Genomic DNA, 22429 nt, shown 5'->3' on the forward strand with positions numbered 1-22429 from the left:
GAAAGGCCAACCGCCCCAAAAGCAGTTGGCCCAGCACAACCAACCCCCCCCCCCCTCCCCCCCCCCAAAAAACGATCTTGGCAACCACGCCAAGCACACGATTCGCCCCAGGGCCCGAGGCTAAGCCTCATCAAGAGCGCGTGACGGGGCAGGCGGGGTGAGGGCGGGGCGTGTAGATGCGCCCGAGGGAATCCGTAGGAGTCGCCGAAGGCGAGGACGAGGATGAGTACGGGGCAGTCCGGAGCGAAGGCTCCGGACCGCAATCGTAGCCCCGCCCTCACCCCGCCTGCCCCGTCACGCGCGCCTTAAGAACTCAAAGCGGCAACTTCAACTCATGCTTGATCTCACGCAAAGCCACAATCGTCCGAGTCTGCCGAATCCCCGGCATATTGAACAAAAACCGATGCAAAAACCGATCATAGGCCTCAGGACTCTCAACAAGAATCTTCAACAGAAAATCCGAATCCCCCGTCACCGCATAGCACTCCAGAATCTCCGGCGCATCCCGCACTGACCGCTCGAAATTCTCCACCGTATTCGCCGAATGCCGCTCCAGGCTGATCTGCGCGAACATGCACCCCAGCCCCACCTTGCTGCGATCCACCTGCGCGCTATAGCCCTGGATCACCCCGCTCGCCTCCAGCGCCTTCACCCGCCGCCACACCGGCGCCGCCGACAGCCCCACCTTTTCAGACAACTGCTGCGCCGAAGCCCGGCCGTCCTCCTGCAGGGCCTTGAGGATGCCGATATCGGTCTTGTCCATCGTTTTGTCTCCTGTTTTGGTCGAAATTCCGCGAATACGAAATATTCATTGCGAATTATAGGGATAGCACGATCCAAAAACGCAATAAACCTGATGCTGCACGAACCTATCATGGTGCCGACTACAGGAGTATTCACGATGGACGGTACCCCCGCCGCCGAGCCCCAGCTGGACCTTGATTACCAGCTCGCCGACAACCTCACCCGCGAGACCGGCCGCATCTTTCTCACCGGCACCCAGGCCCTGGTGCGCATCATGCTCACCCAGCGCCGCATCGACCGCGAGCGCGGCCTGAACACCGCCGGCTTCGTCTCCGGCTACCGTGGCTCGCCCCTGGGCGGCGTCGACATGGCCATGTGGAAAGCGCAGAAAGCGCTGGACGCCAACCAGATCTCGTTCCTGCCCGGCATCAACGAAGACATGGCCGCCACCGCCGTCATGGGCACCCAGCAGGCCGGCGTGCGCGCCGACCGCAATGTCGATGGCGTCTTCGCCATGTGGTACGGCAAAGGCCCCGGCGTCGACCGCGCCGGCGACGCCCTGCACCACGGCAACGCCGCCGGCGCCTCGCGCCACGGCGGCGTGCTCGTCGTCGTGGGCGACGACCACACCGCCGTGTCCTCGTCCATTCCGCACGCCAGCGAAGCGTCCCTGATCGGCTGGCAGATGCCCATCGTGCATCCGTCCTCCATCGACGAATACGAAACCTTCGCCCTCTGGGGCTGGGCCCTGTCGCGCCATGCCGGCACCTGGGTCGCCTTCAAGGCCGTCTCCGAAACCATCGAAAGCGGCCATTCCTTCACGCCCGCGCCCATCGTCGCCTACGACATGCCGGCCGACCCCGACCTGCCGCCCGAAGCGCTGGAATATTCCGCCCGCGACTTCCTGTCGCTGGCCGTCGAAACCCGCATGAACCTGCGCATGAAGGCCGTCACCGCCTTCGCGCGCCGCCACAGCATCGACCGCCTGACCTGTCCGGCGCCGCGCGCCACCGTCGGTATCGTCACCGTCGGCAAGGCCCACCTGGACACCATGGAGGCGCTGACGCGGCTGGGCGTGGACACCGTCACCGCCAACGCGCCCGTGCGCATCTACAAGCCGGGCCTGACCTGGCCGCTCGATGCCGAGCGCATGCTGGAATTCGCGCGCGGCCTGTCGCACATCCTCGTGATCGAGGAAAAAGGCGCCGTCGTCGAAACCCAGCTCAAGGACCTGCTGTTCAACCTGCCCGAGCGCGCCAGCGTCATCGGCAAGAAGGGCTTTGACGGCGAACCCCTGGTGCCGTCGGCCGGCCAGTTGCGGCCGTCGCTGCTGGCCCGCCCGCTGGCTGCCTGGCTGTCGCGCACCGCCGGCCTGCAGACCGGTGCCGACCTGACCGGCTTCGAGTGCCAGGACACCCTGTCCAACGACGCAGACGGCATGCGCCGCCGGCCCTACTTCTGTTCGGGCTGTCCGCACAGTACCTCGACCAAGGTGCCCGAAGGCAGCCAGGCGCTGTCCGGCGTGGGCTGCCACTACATGGCCGCCTGGATGGACCGCGACACCGGCGGCCTGACCCAGATGGGCGGCGAAGGGGTCGACTGGATCGGCCTGTCGCGCTACACCAGGATGCCGCACATCTTCCAGAACATGGGAGAAGGCACCTACTACCACTCCGGCTACCTGGCCATTCGCCAGGCGGTGGCCGCCAAGGCCAACATCACCTACAAGATCCTGTTCAACGACGCGGTCGCCATGACGGGCGGCCAGCCGGTGGACGGCCCGATCTCGGTGCCGCAGATCTGCCAGCAGCTGCGCGGCGAAAACGTCGCCCGCATCGTCGTCACCAGCGACGAGCCCGAAAAATACCAGGGCGTGGACCTGGGCCCCGGCATCAAGGTGCACCATCGCCGCGAGCTCGACGCCCTGCAGCGCGAGCTGCGCGAGATCGCCGGCGTCACCGTGCTCATCCACGACCAGACCTGCGCCGCCGAAAAGCGTCGCCGCCGCAAGAAGAACCAGTTCCCCGACCCCGCGCGCCGCATGCTGATCAACAGCGCGGTCTGCGAAGGCTGCGGCGACTGCGGCGTGAAATCGAACTGCCTGTCGGTGGTGCCGCTGGAAACGCCCTACGGCCGCAAGCGCGCCATCGACCAGTCCAGCTGCAACAAGGATTATTCCTGCGCGGAAGGCTTCTGCCCCAGCTTTGTGTCCGTCATGGGCGGCAAGCCTCGCAAGAGCGCTGCCCCCAAGGCCGACCAGGAACACCTGCAACAGCTCATCCAGCAGCTGCCGCTGCCGCAGTTGCCCGCGCTGGATCGCCCCTACCGCATGCTGGTCGCGGGCATGGGCGGCACCGGCGTCATCACCATCGGCGCCATTGTCTCGATGGCCGCCCACCTGGAAGGCCTGTCGGCCGCCGTGCTGGACCTGACCGGCCTGGCGCAGAAGGGCGGCACCGTCGTCAGCCATATCCGCCTGGCCCCGGCGGGCGCCCCCGCCGGCCCCGTGCGGCTGGACTGGCAGCAGGCCGACGCCGCGATCCTGTGCGACCCGGTCGCCTCGGTCGCGCCGGACTCGCTGGGCGCGCTGCGCCGCGGCCACACCCGCGTCACCGTCAACACCTACGTCGCGCCGGTGTCCGAATTCACCCGCAACCCCGACGCCGCCATGCGGCCCGAGGCCCTGCTGGCCAAGATCCGCCACGCGGCGGGCGAGGCCAACACCGCCGCCATCGACGCCCACGAGGCGGCGCTGGCCCTGTTCGGCGACAGCATCCTGTCCAACATGTTCATGCTGGGCTATGCCTGGCAGCGCGGCGGCGTGCCGCTGTCGCAGGCCGCCATCAACCGCGCCATCGAACTGAACGGCGTGGCGGTTGCGGCCAACCGGGCCGCGTTCGACAGCGGCCGCCTCGCCGCGCACCAGCCCGACGCGCTGGACGGCGCGCTGCGCCCCCGTGCCCAGGTGGTGCAGTTGCACGTGCCCGAAACGTTCGAGCGCGCCGTGGCCCGCCGCGTCGAGGACCTGACCGCCTACCAGGACGCGGCCTACGCCAGCCAGTATCGCGAAGTGGTCGAACGCGTCGCGGCCCGCGAACGCGAACTGGCGCCCGACGCCAAGACGCCGCGCCTGGCCCTGGCGGTGGCGCGCAGCCTGTTCAAGCTGATGGCCTACAAAGACGAATACGAGGTTGCACGGCTCTACACCGGCGAGGCCTTCCAGGCGCAACTGCAAGGCCAGTTCGAAGGCGACTACAGCCTGCGCTTTCACATGGCCCCGCCGATCTTCGCCCGCAAGGACCCGCGCACCGGCGTGCCACGCAAGATCACGCTGGGCCCGCGCACCATGACCGCACTCAAGCTGCTCACGCGCTTCAAGCGCCTGCGCGGCACCTGGTTCGATCCGTTCGGCCACACGGCCGAACGCAAGATGGAGCGCGCCCTGGTCGGCGAGTATCGCCAGACCATAGACCAGCTGCTTGCAGGGTTGAATCGCGACACCCTCGCGCAAGCGGCTACAATCGCCGCCCTTGCAGAAACCATACGCGGCTTCGGCCACGTCAAGGCAGCCAACGTCGAGAAGTACCGGACAGAGTTGGCTCGCTTGATGCAAAGCTATACGGCGCCTGCCCCGCGCGATGTACCCCTGCGGAAAACCGCATAAACACTCGCGTTGAGCGGTCCTGTCCCGGGCGCGCCTTAGCAGGCGCGCCCGGTGCATTTGGTAACAATCTTTTGGGAACTTGGTCCTATCTTCTTCTTGTGGGTGTCGTACTCGATCACTAGAATTAGTGTCCAACGAGGGGTGCTACACTACATGTTGTGGTCGCCTAACCGCTGATTCTCGTCGGCCACGCCATACGGATACGTCCGTCCAAGCGTTGCGACCCCCCTCAATAAGATCCAATTTCGTACCTGACATGACGTCGTCATGTCGCTATCTACGCGCTTTTCGCACAGGAGCTTCCATGCAGACTACGATCGCCTCTGTGACCCGGCCCTCGGCCGTGCCGCCCTCTCAAACCGATTCCCCGGCCGACGCCAATGGCGGGCAATGGGCCAGCTACAACATCATTCGCCGCAATGGCTCGGTGGTCGGGTTCGAACCCAGCAAGATCGCCATCGCCATGACCAAGGCCTTCCTGGCCGTCAACGGCGGCCAGGGCGCAGCCTCGGCCCGCGTGCGCGAACTGGTGGAACAGCTGACGTCCCAGGCCGTCAACGCGCTGGTGCGCAACCGCCCCGGTGGCGGCACCTTCCATATTGAAGACATCCAGGACCAGGTCGAACTGGCCCTGATGCGCTCGGGCCAGCACGATGTCGCCCGCGCCTATGTGCTCTACCGCGAAAAGCGCACCCAGGAACGCGCCGCTGCTGCTGCTGCCGAAGGCCAGCAGAAGACCGACGCCGCGCCGCAGGAACACGTGCTGAACGTCACGGACGCGGGTGTCCGCCGTCCGCTGGACATCGCCGAACTGCGCGCCACCATCGTCGCCGCTGGCGAAGGCCTGGCCGAATTCATCGATTCGGAAGCCATCCTGAAGGAAACGGTCAAGAACCTGTACGACGGCATTCCCGTCGACGAGGTCTACAAGTCCGCCATCCTGTCGGCGCGCGCGCTGGTCGAAAAGGACCCCGCCTACAGCCAGGTCACCGCTCGCCTCCTGCTGCATACGATCCGCAAGGAAGTGCTGGGCGAGGAAGTCTCGCAAGACGGCATGGGCGCTCGCTACGCCGAATACTTCCCCACGTTCATCGCCCGCGGCATCGAAGGCGGCCTGCTGTCGCCCGACCTGGCCAGCTATGACCTGACCAAGCTGGGCAAGGCACTGAACGCCAAGCGCGACCTGCAATTCGGCTATCTCGGCCTGCAGACCCTGTACGACCGCTACTTCCTGCACATCCGCGGCACCCGCATCGAACTGCCGCAGGTGTTCTTCATGCGCGTGGCCATGGGCCTGGCGCTGCGCGAATCCGACCGCGAAACCCGCGCGATCGAGTTCTACGAGATCCTGTCGTCGTTCGACTTCATGAGCTCGACCCCGACGCTGTTCAACTCGGGCACCCTGCACTCGCAGCTGTCGTCGTGCTACCTGACCACCGTCTCCGACGACCTGGAAGGCATCTACGACGCCATCAAGGAAAACGCCCTGCTGGCCAAGTACGCCGGCGGCCTGGGCAACGACTGGACCCCGGTGCGCGCGCTGCGCAGCCACATCAAGGGCACCAACGGCGAAAGCCAGGGCGTGGTTCCGTTCCTGAAGGTCGTCAACGACACCGCCGTGGCGGTGAACCAGGGCGGCAAGCGCAAGGGCGCGGTCTGCACGTACCTGGAATCGTGGCACCTGGACATCGAAGAGTTCCTGGAACTGCGCAAGAACACCGGCGACGAACGCCGCCGCACGCACGACATGAACACGGCGAACTGGATTCCCGACCTGTTCATGAAGCGCGTCATGGAAGGCGGTGAATGGACGCTGTTCTCGCCGTCCGACTGCCCCGACCTGCACGACAAATACGGCAAGGCTTTCGAAGAAGCCTACGTCGGCTACGAAGCGCGCGTTGCCAGCGGCGAACTGAAGCTGTTCAAGAAGATGCCGGCGCTGAACCTGTGGCGCAAGATGCTGTCGATGCTGTTCGAAACCGGCCACCCCTGGATCACGTTCAAGGATCCTTGCAACATCCGCTCGCCGCAGCAGCACGTCGGCGTGGTCCACAGCTCGAACCTGTGCACCGAGATCACCCTGAACACCAACGAATCCGAAATCGCGGTGTGCAACCTGGGTTCCGTGAACCTGGTCGCCCACATGAAGCCGGCCGCGAATGGTGGTTTCGAACTGGACCACGACAAGATCAAGCGCACCGTCAGCATCGCCATGCGCATGCTCGACAACGTCATCGACATCAACTATTACGCCGTCGAGAAGGCCCGCAATTCCAATGCGCGCCACCGTCCGGTGGGCATGGGCATCATGGGCTTCCAGGATTGCCTGCAGATGATGCGCGTGCCGTACGCTTCGCAAGACGCCGTCGAATTCGCGGATCGCTCGATGGAAGCGGTGTGCTATCACGCCTACTGGGCCTCGAGCCTGCTGGCTGAAGAGCGTGGTCGCTATCAATCGTACGAAGGCTCGCTGTGGTCGCGTGGCATCTTGCCGCAAGACACGTTGAAGATGCTGCGTGATGAACGCGGTGGTCATGTCGAGGTCGATGAATCGAGCACGCTCGATTGGGATACGTTGCGCGCGCGCATCAAACAACACGGCATGCGCAACTCCAATTGCATCGCAATCGCCCCAACCGCGACTATTTCCAATATCATTGGTGTATCTGCGTGCATCGAACCCACTTTCCAGAACTTGTACGTTAAATCGAATCTCTCCGGCGAGTTCACGGTCGTTAACGATTATCTCGTGCGTGACCTGAAGAAACTCGGTCTCTGGGACGAAGTCATGGTCGCCGACCTCAAGTACTTCGACGGCAGCCTGTCCCGCATCGATCGCGTACCTTCCGAACTCCGCGAACTCTACGCCACCGCGTTCGAAGTCGAACCGAGCTGGCTGGTTGAATGCGCGTCGCGTCGTCAGAAGTGGATCGACCAGGCTCAGTCCCTGAACATCTACATGGCTGGCGCATCGGGCAAGAAACTCGACGACACCTACAAGCTGGCTTGGAAGCGTGGCCTGAAGACGACCTACTACCTGCGTACCCTTGGCGCCACCAGCGCCGAGAAGTCCACGGGACGCGGCGGCGAACTGAACGCCGTCACCGCTGGCGGTCAATCCACCGCCGCCCCCGTGTCCGCTGCACCTGTTTTGCCGGAACCCGAAGTTCTCGGGGCGGTTTGCACCATGCGGCCGGGTGACCCCGGCTTCGAAGAGTGCGAAGCCTGCCAATAAACCGCCTCCGGAGAATGAATCATGATTAATTGGGAAGACGACACCCTCGCCACGCAACCTGCACAAGCCCCCGCACCCGCGGCGGGTGGGCAGGCTGCGCCCGAAGTCCGGGCGGCGACCGGCGTGTTCGGCGACACCGCCCTGCCCACGCCCGCCGCGCCTGAACACGCGGCTGGCCTGGCGGCCAGCGGCGCCGCCACCTCGCAGCGCGTGAAGGTTGCAGACAAGCGCATCATCAACGGCGAAACCGACGTCAACCAGCTGGTGCCGTTCAAGTACAAGTGGGCTTGGGAAAAGTACCTGGCCACTTGCGCCAACCACTGGATGCCGCAAGAAATCAACATGTCGCGCGACATCGCCCTCTGGAAGAACCCCAACGGGCTCACCGAGGACGAGCGCCGCATCGTCAAGCGCAACCTGGGTTTCTTCGTCACGGCCGACTCGCTGGCCGCGAACAACATCGTGCTGGGCACCTACCGCCACATCACGGCGCCTGAATGCCGCCAGTTCCTGCTGCGCCAGGCCTTCGAAGAAGCCATCCACACCCACGCCTATCAATACATCGTCGAAAGCCTGGACCTGGACGAAGCGGAGATCTTCAACGCTTACAACGAAGTACCGTCCATCCGCGCCAAGGATCAGTTCCTGATCCCGTTCATCGACGCGATCGCGGATCCCAACTTCAAGACGGGCACGCCCGAAGCCGACCAGACGCTGCTCAAGTCCCTGATCGTCTTCGCTTGCCTGATGGAAGGCTTGTTCTTCTACGTGGGCTTTACGCAGATCCTGGCGCTGGGCCGCCAGAACAAGATGACCGGCGCGGCCGAGCAGTACATGTACATCCTGCGCGATGAATCCATGCACTGCAACTTCGGCATCGACCTGATCAACACCGTCAAACTCGAAAATCCGCACCTCTGGACGCCGGAATTCCGCGAAGAAATACGAGAACTCTTCCGCAAAGCGGTCGAACTCGAATACGCTTACGCCGAAGACACGATGCCGCGCGGCGTGTTGGGCTTGAATGCACCCATGTTCAAATCCTACCTGCGCTTCATCGCCAACCGTCGTTGCCAGCAAATCGGTATCGAACCGCTGTACCCGCAGGAAGAAAATCCCTTCCCGTGGATGGCGGAGATGATCGATCTTAAGAAGGAACGCAACTTTTTTGAAACTCGCGTGATCGAATACCAAACTGGTGGCACGCTGAGCTGGGAGTAACGTAGTTCGCCATCGGGTCCGGCGCGGGCACGCTCGAAAGCGCGTCGCGTTCGCGCCAGGCCTGAAGGCGATCTCCCAGGTCAGGGTGTTTTCGAACACGTAGAACAAGCGGTAGGCGGTCTGTGATCAGACTGCCCACCGGCGCCATTTGAAATGGCTCGCGCCAAAGGAGCGGGGGCCATATCAAATGGCTGTGCCGAATTCATTAGCGCAAACCGTAGTAGCTGTTGCTCGCACAGAACAGCGGCATGCGCCGATGAATAGCCCGGGCACGGTTCGCCTTGTTGGCGAGTCGGGGCACGGGTTTAAGTTCTGGGACCCCTGAACCTAAGGAGCATGACCATGGCAACAGCCAAGAAAGCCGTAAAGAAAGCGGTGAAGAAGCCCGCCGCCAAGAAGGCAGTAGCGAAGAAGGCCGCTCCGGCCAAGAAAGCCGCTGTCAAGAAGGTAGCAGTCAAGAAAGTCGCCGCCAAGAAACCGGCAGTGAAGAAGGTTGCCGCCAAGAAGCCGGCAGCCAAGAAGGTCGCAAAGAAAGCGGTAGCCAAGAAGGCCGTCGCCAAGAAAGTTGCGGCCAAGAAGCCGGTAGCCAAGAAGGCAGCGGCCAAGAAGGTCGTCGCCAAGAAGGCGGTTGCCAAGAAGGCCGTCGCCAAGAAAGCGGTAGCCAAGAAGGTCGTCGCCAAGAAAGCGGTAGCCAAGAAGGCCGTCGCCAAGAAGGCGGTTGCCAAGAAGGCCCCCGCTGCCAAGAAGGCGGTTGCCAAGAAAGCCGTAGCCAAGAAGGCTCCGGCTGCCAAGAAGCCCGCTGCTGCAAAGCCTGCCGCTGCAAAGCCGGCTGCTGCCAAGAAGCCCGCCGCCGCCAAGAAGCCCGCTGCGAAGAAAGCCGCTCCGAAGAAGCCCGCTACGCCGCCGTCCACGGCTGCTGCGCCGGGCGCGAAGACCGCGCTGAACCCCGCCGCGTCGTGGCCGTTCCCGACGGGTGGCCGTCCGTAATCGGACCGGTCCACATCGGTAGCAGTACCTCAAGCCGCCTGGCCCTGGCCAGGCGGTTTTTTATTGCCCCGACGGCCCACCCATTTCCGCTGCGCGACAAGGCGATCCCGCCATCCGGACACTACCGCAGCGCCCTTGGCGTGAGACAATAAAAGCCGTCTTTATTTGGTAGATAGCGTCCATGCTCGGTGAAATCCTTCGCTTCCTGCTCGAAATCGCATTCACGCTGTTCGGCGCGGCCCTGATCGCCCGCGCCTGGATGCACGCGATACGGCTGCACCCCTTCAATCCGCTGGCGCGCGTCATTTACCAAGCCACCAACTGGCTGGTGCTGCCGCTGCGCAAGATCATCCCCCCCGGCAACAAGATCGACTGGACCAGCATCGTGGCGGCCTGGCTGGCGGCGCTGGCCTATCTGGTGCTGATCTGGATGGTCGCGCTGGGCGCCCTGCTGCCGGCCGTGCTGCTGCCCAAGTTCCTGCTGGGCGCCCTGTTCATGGCGGCCAAATGGGCGCTGAACCTGGTCGTGTGGCTGACCCTGATCCAGGCCGTGCTGTCCTGGGTCAATCCGATGGCGCCCATGATGCCGCTGCTGCAAGCGCTGACCGCCCCGCTGCTGGACCCGGTCCGTCGCCTGCTGCCACGCACCTCGATCGACTTCTCGCCGCTGGTGCTGCTGATCGTGGCCCAGATCGTGCTGATGGTGCTGGCCCGCCTGAGCTACAACGTGGTGGGCGTCTGACGCGCACCGGATAGGCGGCCGCTGGCAAGACGCCAGCGGGCACTGACAAAAAAAGGCCCGGGCATTCCGCCTGGGCCTTTTTTTGAATTCGAGCGGGATGCAGGCTCGCGCCTTGCCCGCTCGGGATCATGCCGGGATCGCGGCATAGATGTCGATCAGCTTCTTGCGATCGATCTTGTGATTGTTCGACATCGGCAACGCCGGGCAGGCGACCAGTTCGGACGGCACCATATAGGGTGGCAAGCGCAGGGCCAGGCGGTCTTTCCAACCCGACAAGGCGTCTGGCTGCAGAAAGCGTGCATCCGCCTCGCCCGTTGCCCCGCCGGCCACGAAGCCGATCAGGCGCACCGCCGTGCCATCCGGCCGGCGCAGCACCGCGCAGGCGCCCCCCTGCACGCCCGGCAGGCCATGCAGCGCTTCGTCGATCTCGGCCAGTTCGATGCGGTAGCCGTTCAATTTGATCTGGTCGTCCATGCGGCCACGGCAGAACAGCAGCCCGTCGGCCTCCATCTGGCCCAGGTCGCCTGTGCGGAAGCCGCGGCGGCCATCTTCAGCCACGAACAGCTTGGCCTCATTCAGGTCCGGGCGGTTCAGGTAGCCGCGCATGACGTGGTCGCCCACGATGCAGATCTCGCCGTCCTGCACGCGCAGTTCGCAATCGGGCTTGGCGTAGCCCACGGGCAGCGGATCGTGGGCCGCCAGCACCGCGTCCGTGACGTCGATCCAGGTGGTGGCCACGGTGGCTTCGGTCGGGCCGTAGGTGTTCAGGATCACGGCGTCCGGGAACCGCAGGCGCAGCTTTTTGGCCAGCGCCGCCGGCAAGGGCTCGCCGCAGAACAGGAAGGTGCGCAGCGTGGGCAAGGTGGCGGGCGAGAAATCGCGATTGGCCAACTGCTGGTGCGCGAACGACGGCGTGGACACCCACACCGTGATGCCATTGGCGGCCAGTCGCGGCATCCAGGTAGCCGCCGCGCCGATCTGCTCGCGCGAATTCAGCACGCAGGTGCCGCCGGCGGCCAGCGTGGCGAACACTTCGTACATGGACAGGTCGAAGCTGAACGGCGCCTGGTTCATGAAGATCGGCGCATCGCCCAGGCCGAAGCTTCCCAGCATCCAGTCGCCCAGCAGGCCGACGCTTTCGCGGCCGATCTGCACGCCCTTCGGGTCGCCCGTGCTGCCGGACGTGAACATGACGTAGGCCAGTCCGCGCTCGGCCAGCTCGGCGCCGTCGCCGGGTTCGAAGCCCTGGGCCGCCGCGTCGTAGACAGCGGCAGCGCGCACGATGTCGACGATACGGCGCAGGCGCTCGGGCGGGTAGATGGTATCGACCGGCACGAACGGCGCACCGATCAGCAAGGCGCCCACCATGGCGACGAAGAACGAGGCCTCTTTGTGGCCGTAGATGGCCACGGGCACGTCGGCCGCCGCACCGTGCTCACGGGCCTGTTCGGCCCACGCCACGGCTTCGTCACGCAGTTGCGCCCAGGTCAGGCTGCGGTCGGCCGCGACTACGGCGAGTGCGTCAGGCGCGCGCTCGGCGTCAACAAACTGGAAAGTCTTCAGGTCGAAACGCATGCCGAAACTCCGGGCATCAGATGGGGCTGCGGCCGCTGAACACGTAAAGCGCCAGGGCAGCGAGAATCAGGGTCAGGATGCGCCCGAGAAAGCGCATGACGGGATGGGCCAGCGTGGCCTGCAGCGCCGGCCGCGTGCGGGCAGCGTTGATGAGCAGGTTGTGGCCCACCGAATACGCCCCGAACATCAGGCCGCTGACGATGTAGTGCAGCGACAAGCCGTTCCAGACGCCCATGGCCAGCAGCGTGGCGAAGATGCCGATGTTCTGCGCCGCCATGCGATGGCGTGCGAAGAACGGCGTCTTGCTCAGCGCCTTGTAGATCGGCATGAACACGACGTCGCGCAGCCACTCGGACAGGCTGATGTGCCAACGGCGCCAGAAGTCCTGCGGATTGAGCGTGGCCAGCGGGTTGCGGAAGTTGATCGGCAGCGTGAAGCCGAACAACATGCCGATACCGATGGCCATCGTGGAATAGCCGGCGAAATCGAAGAACAGGTAGGCGCTGTACAGCGAGGCATTGAGCGCCACGCCGCTGAACGAGTAGTCGTGCGCATCCAGGGTCGCCAGGCCGTAGCGCCAGATCAGTTCGGCCAGGCCGAATTTCTGGATCACGCCCAGCATGATCAATTCCAGGCCGGTCAGCCAGGTATTGAGGTTCACGCCTTCGTAGCCGCGCTTCAGGTCGGCCTGGAAATTGCGCCAGCGGTACATCGGCCCGGCCAGGAGCGTCAGCGGGAAGAACAGGTAGATGAAATAGTCGAGCGGCGAGATGCGTTCATTGCGCTGGGCAAACAGCAATACGTCGATGGCGCGAAAGGTGGCGAACGACAGCCCCAGCATGGCGCCCAGGTGCGATACCCCGGTCTTGACCAGCAGCAGCGGCGTCATGGTGATGACGACGGCCAGCCAGGTGGGGATGTAGTTGCGGCGCACAGCCCACAACGCCGTGCCCGAAATCGCCAGCAGCGCCAGCGGCTGGTAGGGCCGCGCCCAGAATACGGCCATCCAGACGCCCAGGCAGATCACGCCGATGATGTGGCGATAGCCGATGCGCAGCGGCATGCCGAAAGACCGATAGGCCAACAGGCCCAGCCCGCCGCACAGGGCGCCGCCGAAAAAGCTCAAGCTTGCGAACAATTCCATGCTGCGGTCAGAACTGTTGGTATTGGAATTCGACCTTGATAGGTCCGCCGCTACCCGTGGTGGGCTGCGCTTGCAGCACGAACACCAGGATCACCCCGATATACAGGCACAGGTGCCAGAAGAAACGCCGGCCCCACGCCAAGCCCGACTTGCGGGCGCCTTGATCCTGGGCGCCGTCGCCGGCAGCCGGATCGGCCTTACGAAAGAGTTTCATCGGGAAAAGTACTCCGCAATACCTTGGTCCGCCATCGCCCAACCGAGCTCGGCCAAATGCATGTCATCACGCACCATGCCGGGTTCGAAGGGAATGCTGTACAGGTCCAGGCACCCCATCTGGTAGCGCGTGCACATGCCCGTGATGGCGGCCACCACCGGGTCGAAGCGTTCGACGTCGAGGATGAGCTTGGGGTTGAACGGCTGGATCACGAAGTAGGCCTTGACCTTGCGCTTTTGCAGCAAGGCCATGACGCGCGACAGGTCGCCCAGCTCGGTGCGGGTGATCGGATCGACGTCGGCAAACTCGTTGCGGGCTGGCGAATACAGCGACGCCAGGTACTGCTTGTAGTAGTCGTCGCGCACGTCGTAGGGATTGTTGCTGCCCAGTTGATGCTCGACCTCGCGCGCCTCATGCGTCAGGCGCGACCACTGCCCGGCATTCAGCCGCGCCGACGACGGCCACGACACGAAACGGTGCGCCGGCACCGACAGCTTGCTGCGCGGCCGATCAGGCGCGGGTTCCTTGCGTGCGTTCCACCACAGCGCCAGCTTGTCTTTGAGCTCGGCGACCTGGCCATTGGCGATCAACCACAACAAGCCCCAATTGGCGTTGTCGGTGATCCAGTTCTGCATCTGCTCGCGCGTGCTGGGCTTGTCCCAGAGGCGATCCCAGACGGGGCCGGTCACGTGTTCGGCGAACGCGCTGCGCGGCAACTGGCCGCCCGAAGCGAACCACGCCGGCGATACCATGATCACCAACCGCGTATTCGGCGTCAGCGAATCCGCCACCGATTCCAGCACGCTGACGATGCCGTAGGACTGGAACATGGCGTGGCCATAGGCCAGCGTCGGCACCTTCAGTTCTTCAGGAAAGAAGCGATAAGGCACGAAGCGCAGGTCGTGGCTGGACAGTTCGGACGACCCCAGCACCACCAGCGTGCCGTCGCTGAGCGCATTGCCCAGCCGGGTCAGGTTGACGTGCTGCGTGCCCCAATCCGGCCCCAGATTGGGCAGATAGTTGCTTTTGTCCGACGCCACCGTGGACACCGGGCTGACGATGCGGGTCAGCAGGTCATCCGCGCCGCAGTAGGCCCCATACGCCAGGGCCACCGCCGTAGTGGCAGCCGCGACGTGGGACAGCAGGCGGGTATTACGAAAGATTGGCAGCGACATAGCCGGCGAGCGTGCGGACCGACTGCAGGTGCTCTGCGATCTCGGGAGCCGGGATGCTGCAGCCGTACTCCGCCTCGACCGCCAGCGTGATGTCCACGGCGGCGAGCGAATCGACCAGGCCGGTGGCAATCAGTTGTGTATCGGGAGTGACTTTCTTCAGGACGATCGACTCGACGATCTCGCCGATCTTGGTGTGGAGTTCTTGCTCGGTATGCATAAATAGTGCGGCGTTACGCGTTGCCTCGTCGGCAAAACATTCCCCGCCCCGAGATACAGGACGGCGAGTATACAAAAAAACGGTTGAAAATCGACTGACTTCCACCGCCACTTGGACCGACCCGCCGACGCACTTGGTTACATGAAAATCGCGCGTCGAGATCGCTCACGGGTGCAATCATGGCACTTCAAACGTTGAATCGCCATGAAACTTACAGACCAATTCGCTATAAAAGGCTCGTAAACGTAACGCCTGCGGGTAAATACCGGGTGCTGCGTTGCAGCGGAGCGACAGATTATTACCACCCTGACCAGGGGCTAAACCCGCGCCACGGTTGCTGAACCGGCCCTTGAAATGCAAAAAAGCCCGCTTGCGCGGGCTTTTTTGCTGCCAGAGGCTGGCCAACAGGCTTACATCGGCGTGACGCGGGTCGGGCCGGCGCCACTGATGACCTGGACGCGTTGGCCGACACTGATCGGCACGTCGGCTTCCTGGGCCACGACGCGGGTTTCGCCGTTATCGAGGCGCACCGTGATTTCGTAGCCGGAATTCTTGCCAACACGATTTTCCACCGCATTGCCTGCCAGGGCACCCAGGATGGCGCCACCGACGGTGGCGATGGTGCGGCCCGTGCCGCCGCCGACCGCATTGCCCGCCACGCCGCCGAGCGCACCGCCGGCAAGCATGCCGACGCCGCTGGACTTGTCGTTCTGGATGACGATCGGGCGCACGCCCGTGACCGTGCCCGTGCGGACGATCTGCTCGCGCTGGGCCTGGTCGTAGCTATAGACGCCGCTGGAGGCGCTGGGATTGGCGCAACCGCCCAAGACGGCCATCGAGGTCACGACAGCAGCCACGGCCAGCCACCGGCCAGTACGCGGCGTCAACAGGGAAAGGGTTTTGCTTTGGTTCATTTGGACTCCTCGTTCGGGCACTGCCGACGAACTGATCATACTCCGCCAAAACAGGGCGGCAGCCTAACGTGCAACACACTGAAACGCACCGCCACGGGCGGAAAAGCCGTTTGCAAAACCGGCCGCGGCGGAAAAAAGCCGCGGCGGCCGGGTCATATCACGACGTATTCGACCATGGCGGCGCGCCCAGGTTCCCGAAGGGTCCTTTGCGCGCCGAAACGGCGATCAGAGCGGCAGGTGGATGCCGTAGGTGGCGTGCAGCACCGCGTCGATCTCGGCGCGCGAGGGCGCGTGGTTCTGCGGACCGCGCGAGGCGATCTTGATGGCGCCCATGACGTTGCCCAGGCGGCAGCTGTCTTCCCAGTTCCAGCCGCTGGTCAGGCCGTAGAGCAGGCCGCCACGCTGCGCGTCGCCGCAACCGGTGGGGTCGACCACCTGGGTGGCGCGCACCGGCGGGATCTGGATCGTCTTGCCTTCGGTCAGCAGGGTGGCGCCTTCGGCGCCACGCGTCACCACCACGGCCTGCAGCCGGGTGGCCAGGTCGGCCATGCTGCGGCCCGTGCGCTGCTCCACCACGCCAGCTTCGTAATCGTTGACGGTCAGGGCCTGCGCCAGGCCCAGCATGCGTTCCAGGTCGGCGCCGTCGAACAGCGGCATGGCCTGGCCCAGGTCGAAAATGAACGGAATGCCGCGCTTATGCAGGCGCTCGGCATGAGCGAACATGCCCTCCTTGGCGTCCGGAGCCACGATGCCCCAGGCGGCGTCGGCATCGCTCAGGTCGTTGGTGGCCGAAAACGACATGGCGCCCGGGTGGAAGGCGGTGATCTGGTTGTCGTCCAGATCGGTGGTGATGAAGCACTGGGCGGTGAAGGTGTCCTTCACGACCTTGACGCGGCTGACGTCGATACCCAGGCCCGTCAGGCGTTCCAGGTATTCGCCGGCGTCTTCGCCCACGGTGGCCACCGGCACGGGCTTGCCGCCCAGCAGATTCATGTTGTAGGCGATGTTGCCCGAGCACCCGCCGTATTCCTTGCGCATGCTGGGCACCAGGAACGAGACGCTCAGGGATTGGATGCGGTCGGCCAGGATGTGCTCTTTGAAGCGGCCTTCGAACACCGCGATGGTGTCGAACGCCATCGAACCGCAGACCAGAACAGGGGTCGCCATGAATGTCATCCTTTACGGAAAGAATTTGTCGAGTTGATAGCCGTTGACTTGAACACCCGTCACCTCAATCGGCACGGAAATCTTGAGTTCGCCCGCCGGCCCGAAGGGGCCCTGCAACTGGTCGGGCGTCAGGTAGTTCTCGGGCATGAGCACGCGGCGCACCACCACCGTGTCCGACAGGTCGGTCAGGTCCAGTACCAGCGCGGGCCAATGCTGGGGCTTGTCGTAGCGGTTGCGCAGCACCAGGTTCAGCACCAGCCGCGTGCGGCCGTCGTCGATGGCGGCCGCGCCGGTGGGCGGTTGCAGCGACGACGAGGAAATCGCGATGCGTTCGAGGCGGCGGGCATAACCGACCGTGCAGCCCATGGGCTTGCAGGCGGCTTCGAGCGCCGGGCGCAGCACGGGCACGGAATTGGCGATGTCGACGCGATAGACGTAGAGCAGTTGCAGGCCCAGTGCGATCAGGCCGACCAGGCAGGCGTACCCCCAGACTTTGCGCATGAGGCCACGGCGTTCCTGCCGGTCCTGGTCGAGGAATTCGGGGGGTGCGCGGCCGACGTCGGTGGCGCTGGAATAGCGGGTACGTGCATCGCCCAGGATCGGCTCGCGCGGATCGGCGTCCGGATCGTCCTCGGGATCGGCGTCGGCGTCAGGGTCGTCGCGTGGCTCGTCGCGCGGGTCGTCGCGCACCACGAAAACCGGTTCGGCAGGCGCCGGGCTGCGCGGGGCATTCCCATGCGCGGCGGGCGGAGTGTCGCGAACCGCCACGATGGGCTCGTCGCGCCAGGCCGGCGCAGCCGGCTCCTGCCAGCGCGGTGCGGGCGCGTCGTCGTACCGATCCAGGTCTTCGTTTTCGTCTTCGTCGTCATCGCCCTCTTGCGCCAACACGGCGTCGGGTTCGATGCGGCGACGGATGTCATCGCGGCCACGAAGGACGGCGGGCGGGATGGCGGGCAACGGTGGGGCTTCGCTGGACGGCCGCTGCACCACCGGCGCCTCGTCGGCGCGCGCCAGGGGCGGCAGCGCGACGGGCGTTGCCAACACGGGTGCCGCGATGGGCGGGGCCGAGAACGGCGCCGGCGCCGACGGCACGGCCGCGGCGGGCACGGCCACCGTGGGCGCGGCGCCCGCTGGCTTCGGCCCAGCGGCGGACGGCAGGTCTGCCGGGGTGGTTGCCGATTCGGGCAGCAGGCAGGCGCGGCCGTCGAACACCGTGGCGCAGGCGCCGCAGCGAACCAGGCCGTTGCGGACCCGCAGTTGGTCGGGCACGACCTTGAACGAGGTGCCGCATTGCGGGCAGCGGGTGGTCAGGGCCATGATGCGATCCTGCGCGGCCCGGCTCAGGCCTTCTGGCCGTGCAGGCAGACCCAGCCGTCGCGGGCGCGCCAGACCGACATGGCGATCCAGGGCGCGTAGGCGGCGGCCACCTCTTCGGCCTGGCGCTCCAGCACGCCGGACAGCACCAGATGGCCCCCCGCGGCAACGCGGCCGGCCAGCATGGGCGCCAGCACCTTGAGCGGATTGGACAGGATGTTGGCCACGACCACCTGGAAGGTGCCGTCGGCCAGGCCGTCAGGCAACATGGCCTGCAGCTCGACGTGGTTGACCTCGGCGTTGAAGACGGTGCTCTGCACCGCCTGGGCGTCGATATCGACCGCCTGCGTCGGACCGGCCCCGAGCTTGCGCGCGGCGATGGCCAGGATGCCCGAGCCACAGCCGTAGTCCAGCACGGTCGCGCCGCGCGGCAGTTCGGCTTCCAGCCAGGCCAGGCACAGGTGGGTAGTGGGATGGCTGCCGGTGCCGAAGGCCAGGCCCGGATCGAGTTCGATATGGATGGCGCCGTCGTCGGCAGCAGGCGTTTGCAGCCCCGGCACATCCGGGCTGTCGCGGTGCCAGCTGGGCACGATCCAGAGGCGTTCGGCGATGTGGATCGGGCCGAATTGCGATTGCGTCAGGCGCACCCAGTCGGCGTCCGGCACGTCACGCAGGCTCCAGCCGGCAAACAGCGCCGGGTCCAGTTCGCCCGCCGCGGCGGCTTCTTCCATGATCTGCGCGGGGTCGGCTCCGTCGGGCAACAGCGCCACGACGCGGTTGCGCTCCCAGGCCTGCACGTCGGGCTCGGTGCCGGGCTCGCCGAACAGGGGCCGCTCGTCGTCGGTGCCCAGGTCGGCATCTTCGACAGAGACCGACAGCACGCCGGCTTCGAGCAGCGCGTCGGACAGGGCCTCGGCTTGCGCCTCCTGGCAGTGGAGCACGAGTTCACGCATGATGATTCTTCCATCTGGCCAACGGGCCGCGGCAAACGCCGCGGCCCGGTCAGCCGGTTAAGGCAACGCCTTGATCAAGGCGGTAAAAAAGGGGCACGAGGCCCCTTCGGCTGGTCAGGGACGCTGCGCCAGCTTGTTTTCCAGATAGTGGATGCTGGTGCCGCCTTCGACGAAGCGGGCATCCTGCAGCAGCTCGCGATGCAGCGGGATGTTGGTGGAAATGCCTTCCACCACCATTTCCGACAGCGCCGTGCGCATGCGGGCCAGCGCCTGGTCGCGCGTATCGCCGTAGGTAATGACCTTGGCAATCATCGAATCATAGTTCGGCGGCACGAAATAGCCGTTGAACGCGTGCGAATCGATGCGCACGCCCGGGCCGCCCGGCGTGTGCCAGTTGGTGATGCGGCCGGGGCTGGGCACGAAGCGGAACGGATCTTCGGCGTTGATACGGCATTCGATCGCATGGCCCTTGAAGACGATGTCGCGCTGACGCAGCGTGAACTTCTCGCCAGCGGCGATCAGGATCTGCTGCTGCACCAGGTCGACGCCGGTGATCAGTTCGGTGACCGGATGTTCGACCTGGATGCGGGTGTTCATTTCGATGAAATAGAACTCGCCGTTTTCATACAGGAATTCGAACGTGCCGGCGCCGCGGTAGCCCATCTTGCGGCAGGCGTCGGCGCAGCGGTCGCCGATGCGCTCGATCAGGCGACGGGCGATGCCCGGGGCCGGCGCTTCTTCGATGACCTTCTGGTGGCGGCGCTGCATGGAGCAGTCGCGTTCGCCCAGCCACACGGCGTTGCGTCCGCCATCGGCCAGCACCTGGATTTCCACATGGCGCGGGTTCTCGAGGAACTTCTCCATATAGACTTCAGGGTTGTTGAACGCGGCGCCCGCTTCCGAACGCGTCATGGTGACGGCGTTCAGCAGCGCGGCCTCGGTGTACACCACGCGCATGCCGCGGCCACCGCCGCCGCCGGCGGCCTTGATGATGACCGGGTAGCCCACTTCGCGCGCGGTGCGGATGATTTCCTGCGGATCGTCGGGCAACGCGCCCTCGGAACCCGGCACCACCGGCACGCCGGCTTCGATCATGGCGCGCTTGGCGCTGACCTTGTCACCCATCAGGCGAATGGTGTCGGGACGCGGGCCGATGAACACGAAGCCGCTCTTTTCGACGCGATCGGCGAAGTCGGCATTTTCGGACAAGAACCCGTAACCCGGGTGGATTGCCTCGGAATCCGTGACTTCGGCCGCCGAAATGATGGCGGGCATGTTCAGGTAGCTGTCGCGCGACGGCGCAGGCCCGATGCACACGGATTCATCGGCCAGGCGCACGTACTTGGCTTCGCGGTCGGCCTCGGAGTGCACCACCACGGTTTTGATGCCCAGCTCGCGGCAAGCGCGCTGAATGCGCAGGGCGATTTCGCCCCGATTGGCGATCAGGATTTTTTCGAACATTTTCAGCTATCAGCCAATGACGAACAGGGGTTGACCGTACTCGACGGGCTCACCGTTTTCGACCAGGATTTCTTTGATGACGCCGGACTTGTCGGCTTCGATTTCATTGAGCAGCTTCATGGCTTCAATGATGCACAGCGGGTCGCCTTCCTTGACGGTGGAACCGACGTCGATGAACGGCGCGGCGCCCGGGTTCGGCGAGCGGTAGAAGGTGCCGACCATGGGCGCCTTGACCACGTGACCCTGGATCGCCGGGGCGGCTTCCGCGGCCGGGGCGGCAGCGGCGGCGGGAGCTGCGGCAGCCACGGGCGCGGCGGGCACGCCGGCTTCGGGCTGGTGGTAGGCCACCGGCTGCAAGGTCTGCGAGAACTTGACGATGCGAACCTTGCCTTCGCCTTCGGTGATTTCCAGCTCGGCGATACCCGATTCAGCCACCAGGTCGATCAGGGTTTTGAGTTTTCGGAGGTCCATAGAAGCTGCTTCCCGAGATAGTGTCGGCAACGTCCCGGTGTTCGGGTTCGCGCCATATAAGATGTAAAAGCGATGAGTTGGTGCGAGATCAGTGCCGCACTGCGTAACGCAGAGCCGCTTCGTAGCCATCCGCGCCCAGGCCGCTGATGAGGCCTACTGCCAAGTCGGACAGATATGAGTGATGCCTGAAGGGCTCTCGCTTATACAGGTTGGACAAATGTACTTCAATAAATGGGATCGCGACCCCAGCCAGCGCATCGCGGATCGCGACGCTGGTGTGCGTATATGCCGCCGCGTTGATGATGATGAAGTCCGTGCCGTCTTGCCGGGCCGCCTGGATGCGGTCAACCAGCGCACCTTCGTGATTGCCTTGCCACGCCGTCAGCGTGGCGCCCAATTCGCCCGCCAGCAACTCAAGCCCCTCGTTGATCTGGGACAGCGTGAGGCTGCCGTAGATGTGAGGTTCCCGGGTGCCTAGCAGGTTCAGATTCGGGCCATGCAATACCAGTATGTTTTGCGCCATGCGCTTGCCAATGAGTGGATTGCCAATTGTTGGCAAAACAGCCGATAAACCAGCTTTTTACGCCAATTCCTATTATTTGTCCAACAGACTTACGCCTTGAGGCCGGACAGCGTCTGGCTCAAGTCGTCGGGCTGGATTTCGCCAAGTATTTTCCGGTTAATGCTGCCATCTGCATTGAAAACGATGGTAAATGGCAGGCCGCCACTGGGATTACCCAATTTGCGCAGGGTATCGATGGCCCCTGCCCCAATGACCCACAACGGGTAGGAAACCTGTACTTTCTCGACAAATTTTTGCATGTTGGCGGCGGAATCGACGCCGATGCCGACAAAGCGGATTTGTGGGTACTTTTTCTGCAAGGCGTCGAGTTCGGGCATTTCCTTGACGCAAGGCGCGCACCAGGTGGCCCAGAAATTGACGACGATGGGCTGCCCTTTCCAGGCGGCCAGCGAGTGGGAGGCGCCATTCAGGTCGGGCAGTTGCAGTTGCATCAGGCCGGCGACGGGATCGTCGGCAGCGGCTGCCGGTGCGGGCTGGGGCTTGTTGCGGCCCAGAAGCGTGTAGCCGCCCGCGACCGTGGCGGCTATGGCCACGCCGGCGGAAAGGAGTAGGCGTCGATTCATGGCGCGATCATAACCGTTGCAGCCGGTTTGCGCCGCAACCGCGCCAGGCCTGCCCGACGCGCCGGTGCGGCCGCTGCCTATATAT

Annotated in this window: 19 protein-coding genes; 5 read left to right on the forward strand and 14 right to left on the reverse strand. The window is 64.7% G+C overall.

What is annotated here, in order from left to right:
• Positions 1-313: 313 nt before the first annotated feature.
• Positions 314-763, reverse strand: coding sequence for an Lrp/AsnC family transcriptional regulator (locus AC6LJ2_RS07070; RefSeq protein ID WP_049071146.1), 450 nt, complete (start codon positions 761-763; stop codon positions 314-316).
• A 138-nt stretch (positions 764-901) separates the two neighbouring features.
• On the opposite strand from AC6LJ2_RS07070, the gene AC6LJ2_RS07075 reads away from it, so the two are divergent.
• The 5 genes from AC6LJ2_RS07075 (at position 902) to AC6LJ2_RS07095 (ending at position 10593) form a co-directional block, all read left to right on the forward strand.
• The gene (locus AC6LJ2_RS07075) at positions 902-4408 is read left to right on the forward strand and encodes an indolepyruvate ferredoxin oxidoreductase family protein (RefSeq protein WP_263914348.1); all 3507 of its coding nucleotides are present in this window, start codon (positions 902-904) and stop codon (positions 4406-4408) included.
• 304 nt (positions 4409-4712) lie between these two features.
• Entirely contained in the window at positions 4713-7643 is a 2931-nt protein-coding gene (locus AC6LJ2_RS07080; RefSeq protein WP_263914349.1) for a ribonucleoside-diphosphate reductase subunit alpha, read from the forward strand.
• 21 nt (positions 7644-7664) lie between these two features.
• Complete coding sequence (locus tag AC6LJ2_RS07085) at positions 7665-8864, forward strand: ribonucleotide-diphosphate reductase subunit beta (RefSeq protein ID WP_263914351.1); 1200 nt, start codon at positions 7665-7667, stop codon at positions 8862-8864.
• A 342-nt stretch (positions 8865-9206) separates the two neighbouring features.
• Entirely contained in the window at positions 9207-9851 is a 645-nt protein-coding gene (locus tag AC6LJ2_RS07090) for a histone H1-like DNA-binding protein (RefSeq protein WP_263914352.1), read from the forward strand.
• A 181-nt stretch (positions 9852-10032) separates the two neighbouring features.
• Positions 10033-10593 carry a YggT family protein gene (locus AC6LJ2_RS07095; RefSeq protein ID WP_498151077.1) on the forward strand — a complete coding sequence of 187 codons (561 nt, stop codon included), beginning with the start codon at positions 10033-10035 and terminating at the stop codon, positions 10591-10593.
• A gap of 126 nt (positions 10594-10719) precedes the next feature.
• On the opposite strand, the gene AC6LJ2_RS07100 is transcribed toward AC6LJ2_RS07095, so the two are convergent.
• The 13 genes from AC6LJ2_RS07100 to AC6LJ2_RS07160 form a co-directional block, all read right to left on the reverse strand.
• The gene (locus AC6LJ2_RS07100; protein ID WP_498151078.1) at positions 10720-12168 is read right to left on the reverse strand and encodes a D-alanine--poly(phosphoribitol) ligase; all 1449 of its coding nucleotides are present in this window, start codon (positions 12166-12168) and stop codon (positions 10720-10722) included.
• Positions 12169-12184: 16 nt separating this feature from the next.
• Positions 12185-13312, reverse strand: a complete 1128-nt coding sequence (locus AC6LJ2_RS07105) for an MBOAT family O-acyltransferase (RefSeq protein ID WP_263914355.1) — start codon at positions 13310-13312, stop codon at positions 12185-12187.
• Positions 13313-13319: 7 nt separating this feature from the next.
• Positions 13320-13526, reverse strand: a complete 207-nt coding sequence (locus AC6LJ2_RS07110; protein WP_263914410.1) for a hypothetical protein — start codon at positions 13524-13526, stop codon at positions 13320-13322.
• A complete protein-coding gene (locus AC6LJ2_RS07115) occupies positions 13523-14701 on the reverse strand; it encodes a D-alanyl-lipoteichoic acid biosynthesis protein DltD (protein ID WP_263914357.1) in 1179 nt (392 codons plus the stop codon). Before AC6LJ2_RS07115 ends, AC6LJ2_RS07110 begins: the two co-directional genes overlap by 4 nt.
• Positions 14679-14918 carry an acyl carrier protein gene (locus AC6LJ2_RS07120; RefSeq protein WP_025137620.1) on the reverse strand — a complete coding sequence of 80 codons (240 nt, stop codon included), beginning with the start codon at positions 14916-14918 and terminating at the stop codon, positions 14679-14681. The genes AC6LJ2_RS07115 and AC6LJ2_RS07120 overlap by 23 nt, the downstream gene beginning before the upstream one ends.
• A gap of 410 nt (positions 14919-15328) precedes the next feature.
• Entirely contained in the window at positions 15329-15832 is a 504-nt protein-coding gene (locus AC6LJ2_RS07125) for an outer membrane lipoprotein (RefSeq protein WP_025137621.1), read from the reverse strand.
• Positions 15833-16057: 225 nt separating this feature from the next.
• Complete coding sequence (locus AC6LJ2_RS07130) at positions 16058-16999, reverse strand: carbohydrate kinase family protein (RefSeq protein WP_263914358.1); 942 nt, start codon at positions 16997-16999, stop codon at positions 16058-16060.
• Positions 17000-17011: 12 nt separating this feature from the next.
• Complete coding sequence (locus AC6LJ2_RS07135; protein WP_498151079.1) at positions 17012-18316, reverse strand: DUF3426 domain-containing protein; 1305 nt, start codon at positions 18314-18316, stop codon at positions 17012-17014.
• Positions 18317-18339: 23 nt separating this feature from the next.
• On the reverse strand, positions 18340-19266 hold the full coding sequence (prmA, locus tag AC6LJ2_RS07140) for a 50S ribosomal protein L11 methyltransferase (RefSeq protein WP_263914361.1): 927 nt from the start codon (positions 19264-19266) through the stop codon (positions 18340-18342).
• A 114-nt stretch (positions 19267-19380) separates the two neighbouring features.
• Complete coding sequence (gene accC / locus AC6LJ2_RS07145) at positions 19381-20727, reverse strand: acetyl-CoA carboxylase biotin carboxylase subunit (protein ID WP_263914362.1); 1347 nt, start codon at positions 20725-20727, stop codon at positions 19381-19383.
• Between the two features lie 9 nt (positions 20728-20736).
• Positions 20737-21198 (reverse strand): acetyl-CoA carboxylase biotin carboxyl carrier protein, encoded by a 462-nt coding sequence (accB, locus tag AC6LJ2_RS07150; RefSeq protein WP_263914363.1) that lies wholly within the window; start codon positions 21196-21198, stop codon positions 20737-20739.
• 88 nt (positions 21199-21286) lie between these two features.
• On the reverse strand, positions 21287-21721 hold the full coding sequence (gene aroQ / locus AC6LJ2_RS07155) for a type II 3-dehydroquinate dehydratase (protein WP_025137627.1): 435 nt from the start codon (positions 21719-21721) through the stop codon (positions 21287-21289).
• Positions 21722-21810: 89 nt separating this feature from the next.
• Positions 21811-22344 carry a TlpA family protein disulfide reductase gene (locus AC6LJ2_RS07160; RefSeq protein ID WP_498151080.1) on the reverse strand — a complete coding sequence of 178 codons (534 nt, stop codon included), beginning with the start codon at positions 22342-22344 and terminating at the stop codon, positions 21811-21813.
• Positions 22345-22429: the final 85 nt, after the last annotated feature.

It is taken from the genome of Achromobacter sp. 1014246743 (assembly GCF_059760725.1).